Source organism: Roseomonas sp. KE0001 (assembly GCF_016107285.1).
GTDB lineage: Bacteria > Pseudomonadota > Alphaproteobacteria > Acetobacterales > Acetobacteraceae > Pseudoroseomonas.
The window spans coordinates 113,445-129,026 of record NZ_RCVQ01000004.1 but is presented as its reverse complement, the minus strand read 5'-3'; the positions used below and the strand labels follow the sequence as shown (position 1 = coordinate 129,026).

At 73.5% G+C, this 15,582-nt stretch carries 14 protein-coding genes; 5 read left to right on the top strand and 9 right to left on the bottom strand.

From position 1 onward, the window contains the following. Positions 1-3: 3 nt before the first annotated feature. From D9598_RS09885 to D9598_RS09870, 4 genes are all read right to left on the bottom strand, one after another. Positions 4-447: a DUF1810 domain-containing protein gene (locus D9598_RS09885; RefSeq protein ID WP_198366306.1), complete on the bottom strand. Its 444-nt coding sequence runs from the start codon at positions 445-447 to the stop codon at positions 4-6. Beyond that, positions 444-1,610: a PQQ-dependent sugar dehydrogenase gene (locus D9598_RS09880; protein ID WP_232477099.1), complete on the bottom strand. Its 1,167-nt coding sequence runs from the start codon at positions 1,608-1,610 to the stop codon at positions 444-446. The genes D9598_RS09885 and D9598_RS09880 overlap by 4 nt, the downstream gene beginning before the upstream one ends. Before the next feature lie 4 nt (positions 1,611-1,614). Beyond that, positions 1,615-1,947, bottom strand: a complete 333-nt coding sequence (gene trxA, locus D9598_RS09875) for a thioredoxin TrxA (RefSeq protein ID WP_198366305.1) — start codon at positions 1,945-1,947, stop codon at positions 1,615-1,617. 143 nt (positions 1,948-2,090) lie between these two features. Continuing rightward, a complete protein-coding gene (locus D9598_RS09870) occupies positions 2,091-4,238 on the bottom strand; it encodes a YjbH domain-containing protein (protein WP_198366581.1) in 2,148 nt (715 codons plus the stop codon). 130 nt (positions 4,239-4,368) lie between these two features. Here D9598_RS09870 and D9598_RS09865 point away from each other — a divergent pair, with 130 nt between their 5' ends. Beyond that, positions 4,369-5,025, top strand: coding sequence for a DUF1028 domain-containing protein (locus D9598_RS09865; RefSeq protein ID WP_198366304.1), 657 nt, complete (start codon positions 4,369-4,371; stop codon positions 5,023-5,025). A 17-nt stretch (positions 5,026-5,042) separates the two neighbouring features. Further along, complete coding sequence (locus D9598_RS09860; protein ID WP_198366303.1) at positions 5,043-6,215, top strand: M20 aminoacylase family protein; 1,173 nt, start codon at positions 5,043-5,045, stop codon at positions 6,213-6,215. Positions 6,216-6,358: 143 nt separating this feature from the next. On the opposite strand, the gene D9598_RS09855 is transcribed toward D9598_RS09860, so the two are convergent. From D9598_RS09855 to D9598_RS09840, 4 genes are all read right to left on the bottom strand, one after another. Beyond that, a complete protein-coding gene (locus D9598_RS09855) occupies positions 6,359-7,408 on the bottom strand; it encodes a dienelactone hydrolase family protein (protein ID WP_232477098.1) in 1,050 nt (349 codons plus the stop codon). 106 nt (positions 7,409-7,514) lie between these two features. After that, positions 7,515-9,014, bottom strand: a complete 1,500-nt coding sequence (locus tag D9598_RS09850; RefSeq protein WP_198366301.1) for a tripartite tricarboxylate transporter permease — start codon at positions 9,012-9,014, stop codon at positions 7,515-7,517. Positions 9,015-9,017: 3 nt separating this feature from the next. Further along, entirely contained in the window at positions 9,018-9,512 is a 495-nt protein-coding gene (locus D9598_RS09845; RefSeq protein ID WP_198366300.1) for a tripartite tricarboxylate transporter TctB family protein, read from the bottom strand. A gap of 2 nt (positions 9,513-9,514) precedes the next feature. After that, positions 9,515-10,513: a tripartite tricarboxylate transporter substrate binding protein gene (locus tag D9598_RS09840; protein WP_198366299.1), complete on the bottom strand. Its 999-nt coding sequence runs from the start codon at positions 10,511-10,513 to the stop codon at positions 9,515-9,517. Between the two features lie 155 nt (positions 10,514-10,668). Here D9598_RS09840 and D9598_RS09835 point away from each other — a divergent pair, with 155 nt between their 5' ends. From D9598_RS09835 to D9598_RS09825, 3 genes are all read left to right on the top strand, one after another. Next, positions 10,669-12,240, top strand: coding sequence for a hypothetical protein (locus tag D9598_RS09835; protein WP_198366298.1), 1,572 nt, complete (start codon positions 10,669-10,671; stop codon positions 12,238-12,240). Further along, positions 12,237-13,139 (top strand): hypothetical protein, encoded by a 903-nt coding sequence (locus tag D9598_RS09830; protein WP_198366297.1) that lies wholly within the window; start codon positions 12,237-12,239, stop codon positions 13,137-13,139. The genes D9598_RS09835 and D9598_RS09830 overlap by 4 nt, the downstream gene beginning before the upstream one ends. Positions 13,140-13,264: 125 nt before the next feature. Further along, complete coding sequence (locus D9598_RS09825) at positions 13,265-14,218, top strand: DUF3405 domain-containing protein (protein WP_198366296.1); 954 nt, start codon at positions 13,265-13,267, stop codon at positions 14,216-14,218. Positions 14,219-14,227: 9 nt separating this feature from the next. Here the strand turns inward: D9598_RS09825 and D9598_RS09820 are convergent, their stop codons facing one another. Continuing rightward, positions 14,228-15,526 carry a UbiH/UbiF/VisC/COQ6 family ubiquinone biosynthesis hydroxylase gene (locus D9598_RS09820; RefSeq protein WP_198366295.1) on the bottom strand — a complete coding sequence of 433 codons (1,299 nt, stop codon included), beginning with the start codon at positions 15,524-15,526 and terminating at the stop codon, positions 14,228-14,230. Positions 15,527-15,582: the final 56 nt, after the last annotated feature.

Genomic DNA, 15,582 nt, shown 5'->3' with positions numbered 1-15,582 from the left:
GCCTCAGCCGGCGAGGCGGCGCAGCGTCTCCGGGCAGCCCTGGCCGCCGAAGAACTGCTCCAGCGCGGCGCGGAACTCCGCCTCCGGCCGCGCCGCGTCGAACAGCGTCATGCAGGAGCGGAACTTCAGGTCGTCCGGGCTGCCGAAGATCTCGTGCGCCGTGCGGGCCCGCTCGACATTCACCAGGGCGGTGCAGTCCTGCAGGCGCGGCCCCAGCACCGGATGCGCCAGATAGGCCCGCGCCTCGTCGAGCGAGGCGATGGCGTAGTGCTGCGCCATCTCGCTGCGCCCGAGGCCGGCCAGCTGCGGAAAGACGAACCACATCCAGTGCGTGCGCTTGCGCCCCTCGGACAGTTCGCGCAGCACCTGGGGCATGACCGGGGCCTGCGCCTCGAGGAAGCGGGCGAGGCCGAAGGGGTCCACCGTCCCGGTCGCGGGGCCGGTCATGGCGCCGGCTCCAGCCGCAGGACGCGGCCGCGCGATTCATCGGTCAGCAGGTAGAGCAGGCCATCCGGGCCGGCCACCACATGGCGCAGCCGCGTCTGGCCCCAGAGCAGGCGCTCCTGCCCGGTGATGCGGTCGCCCTCCAGCGTCAGCCGCATCAGCCCGGCGCTGCTCAGCGTCGCCAGGAAGAGGTTGCTGCGCCAGCCAGGGAAGGCCGCGCCCTCGTAGAAGGCGGCGCCGGAGGGGCTGATGGAGGGCGTCCAGTGCACCAGCGGGTCCTGCATGTCCGGCCGCGAGCTGCCCTCATGGATCGGCAGGCCGCTGTAGGCCCGGCCATGGCCGACCACGGGCCAGCCGAAATTGGCGCCGGGGCGGACGATATTGACCTCATCGCCGCCACGCGGCCCCATCTCGATCTCGAACAGCGTGCCGGTGGCCGGGTTGAAGACCAGGCCCTGCGGGCTGCGGATACCATAGGCGTAGATCTCGGGCCGCACGCCCGCGCGGCCCTGGAAGGGATTGCCGGCGGCCGGGCGGCCGTCGCGCTCCAGCCGCAGCAGCTTGCCGGCGAGGTCGTCCAGGCGCTGGGCCCGCTCCGGCTCCGACTGGCGGTCGCCGCTGGTCAGGAACACCTTGCCATCCGGCGCGAAGGCGATGCGGCAGCCGTAATGCCCGTTGCCGGACTGCGCCGGCGTGGCGTCGAGGAGGGGCTGGACGGTGTCCAGCGCCCGGCCGTCGGCGGCGAGCCGCGCCCGCGTCAGGCGCATGACGTTGCCGCCCTGGATCCGCGCCGCCTGGCAGAGATAGATCTCGCGGGTTGTGGCGAAGTCCGGGGCCACCTGCACATCCAGCAGCCCGCCCTGCCCGGCGGCCGCCACCGCCGGCAGGCCGGAGAGCGGTGGCGAGACGGCGCCGTCGCGCCCGATCAGCCGCAGCCGGCCCGGCCGCTCGGTGACCAGGAGCCGGCCATCCGGCAGGAAGGCGGCCCCCCACGGGTGTTCCAGCCCGGCGGCGAAGGTGGTGACGCGGAAGCGCGCGGCCTCGCTCTCCACCACCTCGCCGCCACCGCGCAGACCCTCGGCGCAGGCCGGGGTGGCCAGCAGGGCCGCCAGCGCCCCGGCGAGGACCAAGGCACCGCGGCGACGAAGGCCCCGGGCGGCCGTCAAGGCACTACTTGCCCAGCGCGCCGGCGAGCCAGTCCTTCAGCGCGCTCTTGGGCAGGGCGCCGACCTTGGTGTCCACCGGCTTGCCATCCTTGAACAGGATCATCGTGGGAATGCCGCGCACCGCGTACTCGTTCGGGGTGCCGGGGTTCTCATCGATATTGACCTTGGCGATGGTCAGCTCGCCTTCGTAGTCCCGGGCGATCTCGTCCAGGATCGGCGCCACCATGCGGCAGGGGCCGCACCATTCGGCCCAGAAATCAACCAGAACGGGGCCGGAGGCCTCCAGGACGTCCTGCTTGAAGCTCTCGTCGCTGACGGCCTTGGTGAGTTCGCTCATCGATGGATTCCTATCGCAGCCCCGAGGGAGCATCCTCCGGGGCGCCCGCAGGCGGCGGGCGCGGTCCCGCTACAAATCGTGTCGGCCGGGCATCCGGTCAAGCGGGTCGCCGCCAAGCAGGTCGCCGCTCAGCGGGTCGCCGCTCAGGGGCGGAAGCCGCCGATGTCGCGGCGCAGCGCATCCGCCCGCCCCGCCCGCGTCACCTCCCAAAGGGGATTGTCCACCGCCAGGCGCTGGCCGCCGTCCCGCTGCACCGGGCGGATCACGGCCCCGCCCACGGCCCGGCTGCGGCGGCCGAAAAGCTCCAGCGGTACGCGGATGTAGAGGCCCTTGTCGAAGGAGCCCTCGCCGAAGCGCGCGGCGGAGACGTTGGTCAGGGTGAAGAAGCCGCCGATCTCGATGCCGCTGTCGAAGCGGCGCCCCACCTCCACCGTGCCGCCCCAGTCGCCGGCCAGGTAGCGGCCGGCGCGCAGCACGCCATAGAGGTTCCACCAGGGAAGGTCGGCATAGAGCGAGGCGTGGCCGGTGGCGACGCTGTAGCCGAGGAAGCCGAGCTTCTGGTCATATGCCCGCTGCGCCACCCAGTTCAGGTCGAGGCCGAGGGCGAGGCCGTGCTCCTGCGGCCGCCACAGCACCTCGCCCGACAGGCCGCCGAACATCGGCTCCAGATAGCCTGCCGAGGCGCGGGCGAAGACATCCGGCGCCAGGTTCCAGATCCGCTCGCCATAGAGGGCGGTGATCGCCGTTTGGCCTTCCCGGGCATAGTGCGCGTAGTCGCTGCGGACATGCGGCAGGCGGCTGTCGGACGGCAGGCCGCCGGAGAGATTGCCGAGCAGGGCCTGCTGCACCCCGCCGGCCAGCGCGAAGCCGGCGCCGAGGGAGAGGCGCGCGCCCGCCCCGATGCCGGCCTGCCAGCGCAGCGTCCGGCTGGGATCGCCCAGCTGCAGCGCGAGCGTCGGCGCGACGGTCCAGTCCAGGGCCGGGCTGGCCAGGGAGGGACCGGCGGGATGCAGGGTGCCGGGCGGCAGCGCGGCGTCCGGCGGCAGGAGGCGGCTGGCCAGCCAGGCCTCCTCCGGGCTGCCGGCGGGGCCGCGCGCCGCCTCCAGCGCCGCCCGCGGCACTTCCAGCACGGCGATCTCGACGCCCATCTGCCACCAGCGCAGGCGCAGCAGCGCGACCTCCGGCGGCAGGGCGGCCTGCACCGCGCCGAGCGCCAGCGCCGCCATCTGCGCCGGGGTGCGGGCATCGCCGCCTTCCAGCGCGATCTCGGCCAGCATCCCCTCCCGGCGGAAGGCGAGCGGGCGGAACCCGGCCTGATCCAGCCCGGCGAAGACCGCGGCCGCGACCTCCGCCTCGCCGGCGGGCGCCGCGCCGAGGGCGGCGCCCCGCGCCGGCAGCGGCGGCATGGGCGGCGGCGGCAGGCGCGGAGGGTCGGCCGGGTTCATCCGCAGCGACAGGCGGAAGAGCAGGTCCGTGCCGTGCACCCAGTGCAGCCCGGCATCCATCCAGCCGTTCGACCATTGCAGGCCGAGGTTGACGCGGGAGGCCGCCTCCCCCCGCGAATCCACCCGCCGCGCCGGCCAGCCGCCGCGCTCGTCGCGCAGGGCGTCGCCGTTCCATTCGGCCTTGGCACGCAGCCCCGCCACCGGGCCCCAGGGCGTCGGCAACGGCGGCACCGACCATTCGAGGCCGAGGAAGGGCGCCATCTCCTCGCCGCGGAACCAGTTGCGCTGCACCGTGCCGCCGCGCCCGACATCGCGCGGCCGGTCCCGGAAATGGCCGCTCAGCGAGGCCAGCGGACTGTTCCATTCGCCGCCCGTGCCGAGCCGCCCCCAACCCAGCCCGGCGGTCAGGTCCAGCCCGTGCCACCGCTTCGAGGCGACGAGGTATTCGCCGGCGTAGAGGCCGGTGCCGATGAAGTCCTGCAGGCCGACCGCGACGGCCGGTAGCCATTCGCTCTCCTCGACCAACCGCAGCTTCAGGTCGAAGGAGCGGTCGGTGGTCATGCCCTGGCCGGTGGTGGCGTTCAGCCGCTCGCTGACCCGGAAGGTGGTCTCCAGGAAGGGCAGCGCCTGGAAATTGACGAACCAGAAGCGGCGCTGGTGACGCAGCGCGCCGCCCAGTTCGACGGTGCCATCGTCGCGCATCCGCGCGTTGCGGGTCTCGATCAGCCCCACCCCGCCCCAGTCGCCGCCGCTGGGCGGCACCTCCTCGGCCCGGACTGGCCCGACCCTGGCCGGGGCGGCGGCGGCGGCCAGCAGGAGCCCCGCCAGGCACAGGCGATGAGTCATCTTCACGATGGCGTGATTCTAGCCTGGGTTGCATCGCCCCGCCATCGGAAAGCCCATCGGGACGCCGCCTGGGACGCCATCGCTTGCGCGTGGATGGACAAGCCGGGGGGCCGCCCCAAGAATGCCGCCCATGACCTTCTCGCTTCTCGGTCGCTGCGCCCGCAGCGGCCAGTTCGGCGCCGTCGCCACCACCTCGGGCCTTGCCATCGGCGCCCGTGTGCCTTTCCTGGCGCCGGGGCTCGGCGGCGTACTGACCCAGCATCGCACCGACCCCCGCCTCGGCCCGCGCGGCCTCGACCTGCTGCGCAGCGGCTGCGATGCCGGGCAGACGGCCGCCGCGCTGGAGGCCAGCACGCCGGATTTCGGCTGGCGGCAGATCGCCGTGATCGACGCCGCCGGCCGCACCGCCCACCGCGACGGCGCCCGGGTGAAGCCCGCCCGCGGCGCCGCGCATGGCCCGGATTGCGTCGCCATCGGCAATATCCTGGCCGATGAGGGGGTGCCCGCCGCCATGGTCGCGGCCTTCCTGGCCTCGCCCGAATCGCCGCTGGGCGACCGGCTGGTGGCGGCGCTCCGGGCCGGCGAGGCGGCGGGTGGCGAGGGCCGCCCGCTGCTCTCCGCCGCGCTGCTGATCGTCGGGCGCGAGAGCTTCCCCTACGCCGACCTGCGCGTGGACCGCGATGCCGATCCGATCGGCGTCCTCGCCAGCCTCTGGCACGACTACGCCCCGCAGGCCGACGACTATGTCCTGCGCGCCGTCGATCCCATGACCTTCAGCCCGACCTGACCGGGGACCCTCCTGCCATGCCGATCCCGAACCGTATCGCTGACTTCGTGCCCGAGATGACCGCTTGGCGGCACGACTTCCACGCCCATCCCGAACTCGGCTTCCAGGAGACGCGCACCAGCGAGGCCGTCGCCCGACTGCTGGAGGGGTGGGGGATCGAGGTGCATCGCGGCCTCGGCCAGACCGGCCTCGTCGGCGTGCTGAAGGGCCGCCAGGCGGGGGGCGGCAGCATCGGGCTGCGCGCCGACATGGACGCGCTGCCCATGCCGGAGATCAACGACTTCGCCCACCGCAGCACCAACCCCGGCGCCATGCACGCCTGCGGCCATGACGGCCACACCGCCATGCTGCTCGGCGCCGCCAAGTACCTGGCCGAGACGCGCAACTTCGCCGGCACGGTGCACTTCATCTTCCAGCCCGCCGAGGAGGGGCTGGCCGGCGCCCGCGCCATGATCGAGGACGGGCTGTTCGACCGCTTCCCCTGCGATGCGGTCTACGGCATCCACAACGACCCGACCATGCCGCTCGGCCAGGTCCGCGCCGTCGCCGGCGTGGTCATGGCGGCCTCGGATTCCTTCGGCCTGACCGTCCGCGGCCGCGGCGGGCATGGCGCCATGCCGCATCTCGCCATCGACCCGGTGCTGATCGGCGCGCAGATCGTCGGCGGGCTGCAGGCCATCGCCAGCCGCCGCGCCGATCCGCTGGCCAGCGTCGTCGTCTCGGTCACGCAGTTCCACGCCGGCAGCGCCGACAACGTGATCCCCGACGAGGCCGAGATCCGCGGCACGGTGCGCACGCTGACGCCGGAGATGCGCGACATGGCCGAGCGGCTGATCGGCGAGATCGCCACCGGCACCGCCGCGGCGCACGGCGCCGTGGCCGAGCTGCGCTACAACCGCCGCTACCCGCCGACCGCGAACCATGCCGAGCAGACCGAGCGCGCGGCCGCGGCGGCGGCCGAGGTGGTGGGCGCGCGGAACCTGCTGCGCGAGGCGCCGCCGGTGATGGGCGGCGAGGACTTCTCCTTCATGCTGGAGAAGCGGCCAGGCGCCTTCCTCTTCGTCGGTCAGGCGGAGGGCGCGAAGGGCGCCACCTCGGTGCACCACCCGGCCTATGACTTCAACGACAACCTGCTGCCGATCGGCGCCGGCTACTTCGCCCGCCTGGTGGAGCGGGAGCTGGCGGGCTGAGCCGCCGCCGGGAGGGGGCGGGCCCCCTCCCGCGCCGCCCTGGAGCATCTTCCGTTCGCACGGGCTCACGGCAAACGCTCCGGCCATTTGTTCTTGCGAGCATCTTCACCCGATCCAGTGATGCCACCGGATCGGGATCTGCTCTATCGCCCGACGGCCTCCCGGACGATCGCCGGCACGTCCCGCTGCGCCGCCGCGCGGGCCTCGGGATGACCGCCGACATGCGGGCCGAGCACCACGCAGTCGTCGGTATAGGCGAAGGGCCGCCCGGTCGCGGTGTTGATCAGCACGCCCGGCCGGCGCTCCTCGATGCTGCAATCCCGCACCGACTGCGACCGCGCGGCGCGGCTGTGCGTGTCGGAGAGCGGCGTGTCGAAGCCGTGATGCGCGCCGGGATAGCTGGTGATGGTGACATCCGCGCCGGCCGCGCGCAGCCGCTTCACCTGGGCGGCGCAGCTGCGGAGCGGGTTGTAGTCGTCCGCCTCGCCATGGATCAGCCGCACCGGCCGCGCCACCAGCTTCGTGTCGTCGATGTAGCGCGTGGCGCAATCCGGGTAGAAGGGGATGTAGGCGGCGAACTGCGCGCCGCTGTGGTTCCACAGGCGGTGGAAGCGCTCCATCGCCGCGTAGAAGGCGGCCTGCCCGCCGCGCGAGAAGCCGATCAGGATGATGCGCTCGGGATCGACGCGTGGGTGTCTGGCCAGGATGTCGAGCGCGCCATAGATGTCGAGGATCAGGTTCAGCCGGCCGAGCCTCGCCTGGTCGGCGCTGGTGCTGACCAGGCCGCGCCCGGTGAAGCCATCGATCGCGAAGGTCGAGACGCCCTGGGCGTTCAGCAGCCGCGACCACATCTCGATATTCGGCCCGATGCCGCCCGAGCCGTGCATCAGCACCGCGACCGGCCGCCGCCCTTCCCCCTGGCTCTCCCCCTGGCTCTCCCCCTGGGCGATGCGGAACTCGCCCGCCACCGTGACGGGCGTGCCGGCCCGCGCGGCGCCGCGCAGGAAGTCGGCGTCGCTCATCGTGCGGGAGGCGTAGGGGTGCAGTTCGACACGGGCGGCGATGGCGGCCCGGTCGTCGGGCGCCGCCGCCGCGGTGGCGTCGGTCACGGGAGCGGGCGCCTGACAGGCCGTCAGGAGCAGGGTCGCGAGCGGCAGCAGGGCCAGGGCCATGCGGCGGGCGGGTCTGGGCATCGTCATCCTCCTGGATCATCCTTTGGGCCGGCGCGGTCCGTGCCGCCATGTCCGGCCAGCTCCATGAGAACGGCCAGGCCCTAGCCTGGCAAGCCGCGCCCGACCCTCAGGCCGCGCGCCGCCGCGCCGCCAGTGCCCAGAGCTTCGGCCCGACCAGCCCGATCAGCGCCAGGATCAGGATGCAGAGCGAGACCGGACGGGTCAGGAAGGTGGTCCAGTCGCCCTGGCTGATGGTCAGCGCCTGGCGCATCGCCTGCTCGGCCATGGGCCCCAGGATCATGCCGATCACCACCGGCGCTGTGGGAAAGTCGAAGCGCCGCATGAACATGGCGATGATGCCGATGCCGTAGAGCAGCATCAGGTCGACCACGCTGTTGCTGATGCCATAGGTGCCGATGGTGGCGAAGACCAGGATGCCGGCGTAGAGCTGCGGCGTCGGGATCTTCAGGATGCGGGCCCAGAGCCCGACCAGCGGCAGGTTCAGCACCACGAGCATGATGTTGGCGATGTAGAGCGAGGCGATCAGCGTCCAGACCAGCTCGCCCTGCGTGGTGAAGAGCATGGGCCCCGGCTGGATGCCGTAGGACTGGAAGGCGGAGAGCATGATCGCCGCCGTGGCCGAGGTCGGCAGGCCGAGGGTGAGCATCGGCACCAGGATGCCGGCGGCGGCGGCGTTGTTGGCGGCCTCCGGCCCGGCCACGCCCTCGATGGCGCCCGTGGTGCCGAACTCGTGCCGGTGCTCGGGCTTCACCAGCTTCCTCTCGGCGTAGTAGCTCAGCATGGTCGGCATCTCGCTGCCGCCGGTCGGCATCACGCCGAAGGGAAAGCCGAGGCCGGCACCGCGCAGCCAGGGGCCGATGCTGCGCTTCCAGTCCTCCTTCGACATCATCAGCCGCCCGACCTCGCGCACCTCCTGCCGGCCCTCGACATGGCGCCAGGCGAGGTAGAGCGTCTCGCCCACCGCGAAGAGCGCGACCGCGACCAGCACGACATCGACGCCGTCCAGAAGCTCGGGGATGCCGAAAGTCAGGCGCGGCTGGCCGGTCTGCAGGTCGATGCCGATCAGCCCGATGGTCAGGCCGAGGCCGAGCGAGGCCAGGCCGCGCAGCGCCGAGCCGCCCAGCACCGCCGAGACGGTGACGAAGCAGAGGATCATCAGCGCGAAGTACTCGGCCGGGCCGAGCTGCAGGGCCAGCTCGACGACGATCGGGCCGAGGAAGGAGATGCCCAGCGTGCCGATGGTGCCGGCGACGAAGCTGCCGATGGCGGCGGTGACCAGCGCCGGCCCGGCACGGCCGTTCCGCGCCATCTTGGCGCCTTCCAGCGCGGTGATGATGGAGCCGCTCTCGCCCGGCGTGTTGAGCAGGATCGAGGTGGTCGAGCCGCCGTACATGGCGCCGTAGAACACGCCGCAGAACAGGATGAAGGCGCCGGTGGCCGAGACCTGGAAGGTGATCGGCAGCAGCAGGGCGATGGTCAGCGCCGGGCCGATGCCCGGCAGCACGCCGATCGCGGTGCCGAGGAAGCAGCCGAGCAGCGCCCAGCCGAGATTGGTCAGCGTCAGCGCGTTGCCGAAGCCGAAGGCCAGTCCGCTCCAGACGTCCATGGCTTAGAGGATCCCGTCGAGGATGCCGGCGCCGATGTTCACGCCGAGCAGCTTGTCGAAGGCCAGGAAGGCGCCGAGCGTCACGGCGAGGCCGATGGCGAGGTCGCGCAGCGGATGGCGGCTGCCGAAGCCCATGGCGACCAGCACGAACTGCGCCGTGGCGGCGAAGACGAAGCCCAGCGTGTCGATCAGCGCCAGGTTGGCCACCAGCCCGGCGCCGACCAGCCCGAGGGCGCGCCAGTTGACCGGCGGCGCCTCCCGCACCTCCTCCAGCGAGGCGGACCAGCCGCCGCGCAACGCGGTCCCGACCAGCCCGAGGCCGACCAGCGTGACCAGCCCGCCGATCAGGTAGGGCATGAACTTCGGCCCGACCTGGGCATAGAGCGGCGTGACCGGGATGGCCCAGGCCTGCCAGATGCAGAGCAGGCCGAGCAGCGTCACGAAGAGGCTGGCGGCGAGGTCAGCGCCGCGCTCCGCTGTCCCGCTGGAGGGTGCCATGGTCAGATCAGCCCGATCTCGCGCAGCACCTCGGCGGTGGCGGCCTCGTCCCGCTTCAGGAAGGCGTCGAAGTCGTCGCCGGAGAGGAAGGCGTCGTCCCAGCCCTGGCGCTGCAGCATCTCCTTCCAGGCCGGCAGCGCATGCAGATCCGTGACGAACTTCACCAGCCCCTCGCGCGCCTCGGGCTTGATGCCGGGCGGGCCGAAGACGCCGCGCCAGTTGCCCATGACGATATCGACGCCGCTCTCCTTCAGCGTCGGCACGCCCTCGAGGCTGCGCGTCTCGCCGGTGGTGGCCAGGGCCCGCATCCGCCCGGCCTTGATCTGCTCGGCGAACTCCGAGATGCCCGAGATGCCGGCCTTCACCTGCGCGCCGAGGATCGCCGCCTGGGCCGGGCCGCCGCCGGCGAAGGCGACGTAGGAGGCCTCCTTGGCCGAACGGCCCTGCGACTTCAGCAGCAGGCCCAGGATGATGTGGTCCATGCCGCCGGCGCTGCCGCCGGCCACCGAGGTGCCGCCCGGATTGCTCTTCAGCGCCGCCAGGAAGGCGGGCAGGTCCTTCAGGTCGCTGCTCGCCGGCACGACGATGACGGCGGGCTCGGTGGTCATGCGCGCGATCGGCGTCACGTCCCTAAGGCCGACCGGCGACTTGTTGGCCAGCACCGAGCCGACCATGACGCCGCCGGACACCATGATGCTGCCTTCGCGGCCGCGGCGCTGCGAGACGAAGCGCGGCAGGCCCACCGTGCCGCCGGCGCCGCCGACATTCTCGAACTGGAAGTTGCCGACCATGCCGGCCTGGCGCGCCACCTGCTCGATGGCGCGGCCGAGTCCGTCCCAGCCGCCGCCCGGGCCGCCGGGGATGAAGATGTGCATCGAGGCGTAGCGCTGGGCGGATTGCGCCAGGGCAGATTGCACCAGGGCCGGCGCGCCCCGGGAGGCGCCGAGCCAGGGCAGGACGGCGCCGGCGGCGGCGAGGGTCAGGAGATCACGGCGCAACATGGCTCTTCCTCAGGACGATTTCTTGGCGTTCGAAGTTGCGCGATAACCACACTTCCGGCAAAGCGCAAAATGCGTTTTGGAAACCGCCGGTTGCGGCTTGCGCCACCCCTCCCCGCCCCGCATTCTCCGCCGCGCGGTCTGGGGGTGTGTGCTGAATGCGGCTTTGTCTGGGAATGGTGCTGGCGCTGCTGGCCGCACCCTTGCCGCAACCGGCCGGGCACGGTTTTCCCGGCAGCGTCCTTCCCTGGAGCCTTCCCGCCTTCCGCCCCGCCCTGGCGCAGCGCCCGGCACAGCCGCCCGCCCGGCCACCGGCGCGCCCGGATGCCGTGACGGAGGCGGTGATCGCCAATGAGCTGGGCCTGGCGCTGAGCGAGCTGTACGTCGTGCCGGCCGGCAGCACCGAGCAGGGCGAGGACCGGCTGGGCGCCTCCGACACCCTGCCCTCCGGCGCCAGCCTGCGCGTGCCGCTCGGCCGCGCGCGGCTCTGCCTCCACGACGTGCGCGGCGTGCTGGCCGATGGCAGCGTCGAGGAACGGCGTGGCGTCGATCTCTGCCGCAACCCGCGGCTGACGCTGGGAGATCCCTCGGCGCCCCTGCGCGAAGCCGATGTGGTGAACGACACCGACCTGGCGCTCCGTGAATTCTATGCCATGCCGGCCGGCGCGGGGGCACGGGGCCCCGACCGGCTGGGCGCCGAGATCGTGGCCCCCGAGGCCACCTTCCGGCTGCGCCTGGGGCGCGCCCGGCAGTGCCTCTACGACCTGACCGCGGTCTTCGAGGACGATTCGGTCGAGGAGAAGCGGCGTGTCGATCTCTGCCGCCGCAGCCGGGTGAGCTTCGGCGACGCCGCCATCCCCTGGCGCCAGGCGGAGGTCGAGAACGCCAGCGGGCGCGCCATGCGCAATCTCTACGCCGTGGGCCGCGGCACCGCGCCCGAGGGCGCGCCGGAGGGGGCGCGAGAGGGCGGCGGGCCACGCTGGGGCCCCGACCGGCTGGGCGCCACCCTGCTCGACTCCGGCGAGAGCCTGCGCCTGCGGCTGCGCAGCCGGAGCTGCCTCGCCGACCTGCGCGCCGTCTATGAGGACGACGCGGCCGAGGAGAAGAGCGGCGTCGATCTCTGCGATGGCGGCGCCATCCGCTTCGACGGCGGCGGCATCCCGCGCGCGCCCGAGCGCGCCGTCACCCTGGTCAACCGCCACGGCGCCGCGGTGCAGGAGATCTACGCCTCGCCGGTCAATGACAGCGACTGGGGCGAGGACCGGCTGGAGGGGCGGCCGATGGAGCGCGGTGCGCGCACCGAGCTGGTGCTGCGCAGCGCCTGCGAGGCGGATCTGCGCATCGTCTTCGCCAATGGCGGCGCCGAGGAGCGGCGCGGCCTCGACATCTGCGAGAACAGCCTGATCGTGCTGCGCCCGGGCTGGACCCTGGCGGAGCGGCTCGGCCAGGGCGCCGGGCCGGTGGAGCAGGGGCCGCCGCGCGAGGGCAGCGTGCGCTTCCGCAACACCGGCGGCGTGCCGCTGGTCGAGCTCTATGCCGATGCGCCGGGGGCGCCCCGCGGGCCGGACCGGCTGGGCGCCACGGTGCTCGGCCGCGGCGAGACCCTGGACTTCGCCCCGCCCGGCGGGCTGGGCTGCACCGTCCACCTGCGCGGGGTGTTCCGCGACGGGCGGCTGCTGGACCGGCCGGATTTCGACCTCTGCGCCGGCACCGAGGTGAACCTGCCATGATCCGCGCTCGTCTCCCCATCCTGCTTGGCCCCCTCCTGCTCGGCCTTTGCCTCGCCGGCCTCGTCCCGCCCCAGGGTGCCCGGGGGCAGCCGGCCGCGCCCGCCGCCGAGGCGCCGCCGCTGGCCACCCCGGCGGGGCTGCGCGGGGCCTGGTTCGCCGGCGACTGCGCCGCCCCCGGCGCCATGCTCCAGGTCACCGCCCGCGCCGTGGCCCGCCTGCCGGCCGATGGCCCGGCCCGGCTGGTGCGCTTCACCGGCATGCGGCAGGCGGAGGGCTGGAGCATCGGCACCGGCCGGGGGGCGGAGGCGCCGCGGATGATGCTGCGCGGCGATCCCGCCAGCCTCGAGAGCGCCGAGCCGGACGCCAAGCTGCGCGATGACCGGTTGCCGGGCGAGACCCCGATCCGCAGCTGGCGGCGCTGCCCCATCCCGCCACCGGCTTTCGCCGCCCGCCATGGCGAGGGTCTGGCCGTGCTCTCCAGCCTGGAGGTGCTGGAGGCGGCCTGCGGCGGTCCGGCCGCCTCCATGGCGGGCTGCATCGCCGCGCTGATGGGCGAGGCGGACGTCTCGGGGGACCGGCTGCTCTCCCCGGCCGAGATCTCGCGCCTGGTGCGCGGCATGGCCTGGGTCCTGGCCGCCGCCGAGGACGCGGCGCCGGAGGCGCTCGTGGCGGCCGGAGGCGGCGGCGTGATCGCCGGCATGGCCGTCGCCCGGCTGACGCTGGAGAGCCTGGACTATGACGGCGACGGCAAGCTCTCCGCCACCGAGCTGGCGCAGGACCGCAGCAGCTTCAGCCGCGCCACCGGCAGCGAGGCCGGGCGGCCGCTGCGGCTGGAAGGGGTGCAGGAGGGCATGAGCCTGATGCGCAGCCTTCTGGACAGCCTGTTGCTTGAAGATTAACTTTCTGGCGATTCGTTTCGCGGTGCATCATAAATGATGCGCGGCCGGCCCGATCTGCGATAGGAGGGTTGGTTTCGGGAGGCGCAACTCTCACGCCCCCATCGCGACGATGGAGCCCGCGCAGCATGTCCCCGCCCCCAGCCCCTCCCGGGCGCTGCGCCGTCCTGTTGCAGACGCACTTCTACAACCCCTCGCTCGCCCGCGTGTTCCGCAAGCTGAAGGCCGAGTGCCCGCCCGGCTATGACGCCTTCGTGCTGCTGCACACGCCGAGCCGCAAGGGCATCCCGGCCCGGCTGGAGCGGGAGCGGCATCATGTGGCGCTGACCGCCGAGTGCCGCCTGCCCGCCTATGGGCGCAAGGCCGGCATCGACGCCGAAGGCCGGATGGTGCCCGGCTGGAGCGTGCGCGACGACGGCCACTCTGACCTGATGCCGCTGCATTTCCACGCCCGGCATCCGGAATACGATTACTACTGGATCATCGAGTACGACGTCCGCATCTCCGGCTCCTGGACCCGCTTCCTGCAGCATTTCGAGAGTTCGGCCGCGGATCTGCTGACCACCACGGTGCGCAGCGGCGCGGAGCACCCGAACTGGCTCTACTGGGACACGCTGCGCACGCCGCCGGCCGTGCCGCCCCTGGCGCCGGAGGACCGCCTGTGCTGCTTCCTGCCGGTCTACCGGCTCAGCCGCTCCGCCATGCAGGCGATCGACCTCGCCTATCGCCAGGGCTGGGCCGGCCATGCCGAGGTCACCCTGCCGACCATCCTGCGCCAGGCCGGGCTGGCGGTGGAGGATCTGGGCAGCGACGGCCACTTCGTGCGGGCCGACAACCGGGGCCGCTGGTACAGCAACGCGCCCCAGGACCTCGCCGGCACCGCCGGCAGCTTCGTCGCCGCGCCGCCGCGCTTCGTCATCGGCCGCCAGCCGGACATGCTGTGGCATCCGGTCAAGCCGCTCGGCCCCATGCTGATGGACAAGCTGCGCAAGATCCCCGCCCGGCTGCGCGGCCTGCTCCCCCGCCTCGGCGTCGGGCGCCGCCGGGCGCTCGCCGCGGGGCAACCGAAGCTCCCCGGCTGAGGCCGGCGCTCAGCCATCCGGCCGGGGCAGCGCCGGCGCCACGCCGGACCCCAGCATCAGCGCGCCGGTGACGGGGCCGAAGCCCATGGCGCCGCGGGCGAAGAACCGCTTCAGCGGCGGCATCCGCTCCACGGCGGCGAGGCCGAGGCGGCGCGCCAGGCGGAGCGGCGGCAGGCTGTTGCCGAACAGCCGCTCCAGCGCATGGGTCGCGCCCAGCATCAGCATGGCATCCGGCCGCCGTGCCGCCTGATAGCGGGCCAGCAGCCCGGGGGCGCCCGGGTCCCCGCCCAGCCGCACCGCCTCGATCACCATCTCGGCCAGGGCGGCGACGTCGCGGAAGCCGAGGTTCAGCCCCTGACCGGCGATCGGATGGATGCCATGCGCCGCGTCCCCCACCAGGGCAAGGCGGGTATCGGCATAGCGCGCCGCCTGCATGGCGGTCAGCGGATAGGACCAGCGGCGGCCGATCGGCGTGACGCGGCCGAGGTGATCCCCCATGCGGCGCTGGATCTCGTGCCCGTAGGCGGCATCCGGCAGCGCCAGGAAGCGCTCGGCCAGATGGCGCTTCTCGGACCAGACGATGGCCGAGGCGTTCGGGTGCTCGGGCGTCGGCGCCAGCGGCAACTGGGCGAAGGGGCCGTTCGGCAGGAACTGCTCCAGCGCCGTGCCCCCGTGCGGCCGCTCATGCGCGATGGCGCCGACGATCCCGGTCTGGTGGTAGTCGAAGCTGGCGGCACCGATGCCGGCCTGCCGGCGCAGGGGCGAGCGCCGCCCCTCGGCCGCCACGACCAGCCGGGCGCGCAGCCGCTGCCCCGTCGAGAGGCGGATCTCCACCCCGGCCGGCCCGCGTGACACCTCCGCCCGCGCCGGGGCGAGGACCGTCAGATGCGCCAGCGCCGCCATGCGGGCATTCAGCGCCATGCGCAGCGCCCGCGCCTCGACCATCCAGCCGAAGGGCCCCTCCCCCGTCTCGGCGGCGTCGAAATGCAGCGCCATCCGGCTCGCGCTCTCCCCCGGCCGGCCATCGGCGCAACGGATGCGCTCGATCGGCCCCGGCGCCCAGGGCAGCAGCGGCCAGACCCCAGCCGCCTCCAGCAGGTTGCGGCTGGTGAGCGCGATGGCATAGGCGCGGCCATCGAAATCCGGCAGTTCCATGGGCGGCAGCGGCGCGCTGTCCACCACCGCGGCCGTCACGCCATGCGAGGCCAGCACGGTGGCCAGCGTGGCGCCGACCGGCCCGGCGCCGATGATGCAGACATCCACCGCGCGCGGCGGGGCCTCGGGGGATGCGGGGTCGCTCTGGGTCATGGCCCATGATGCCGCCTCGGACCCGGCGCCGGAAGGCCGGGGCGGGAACAAGGGCC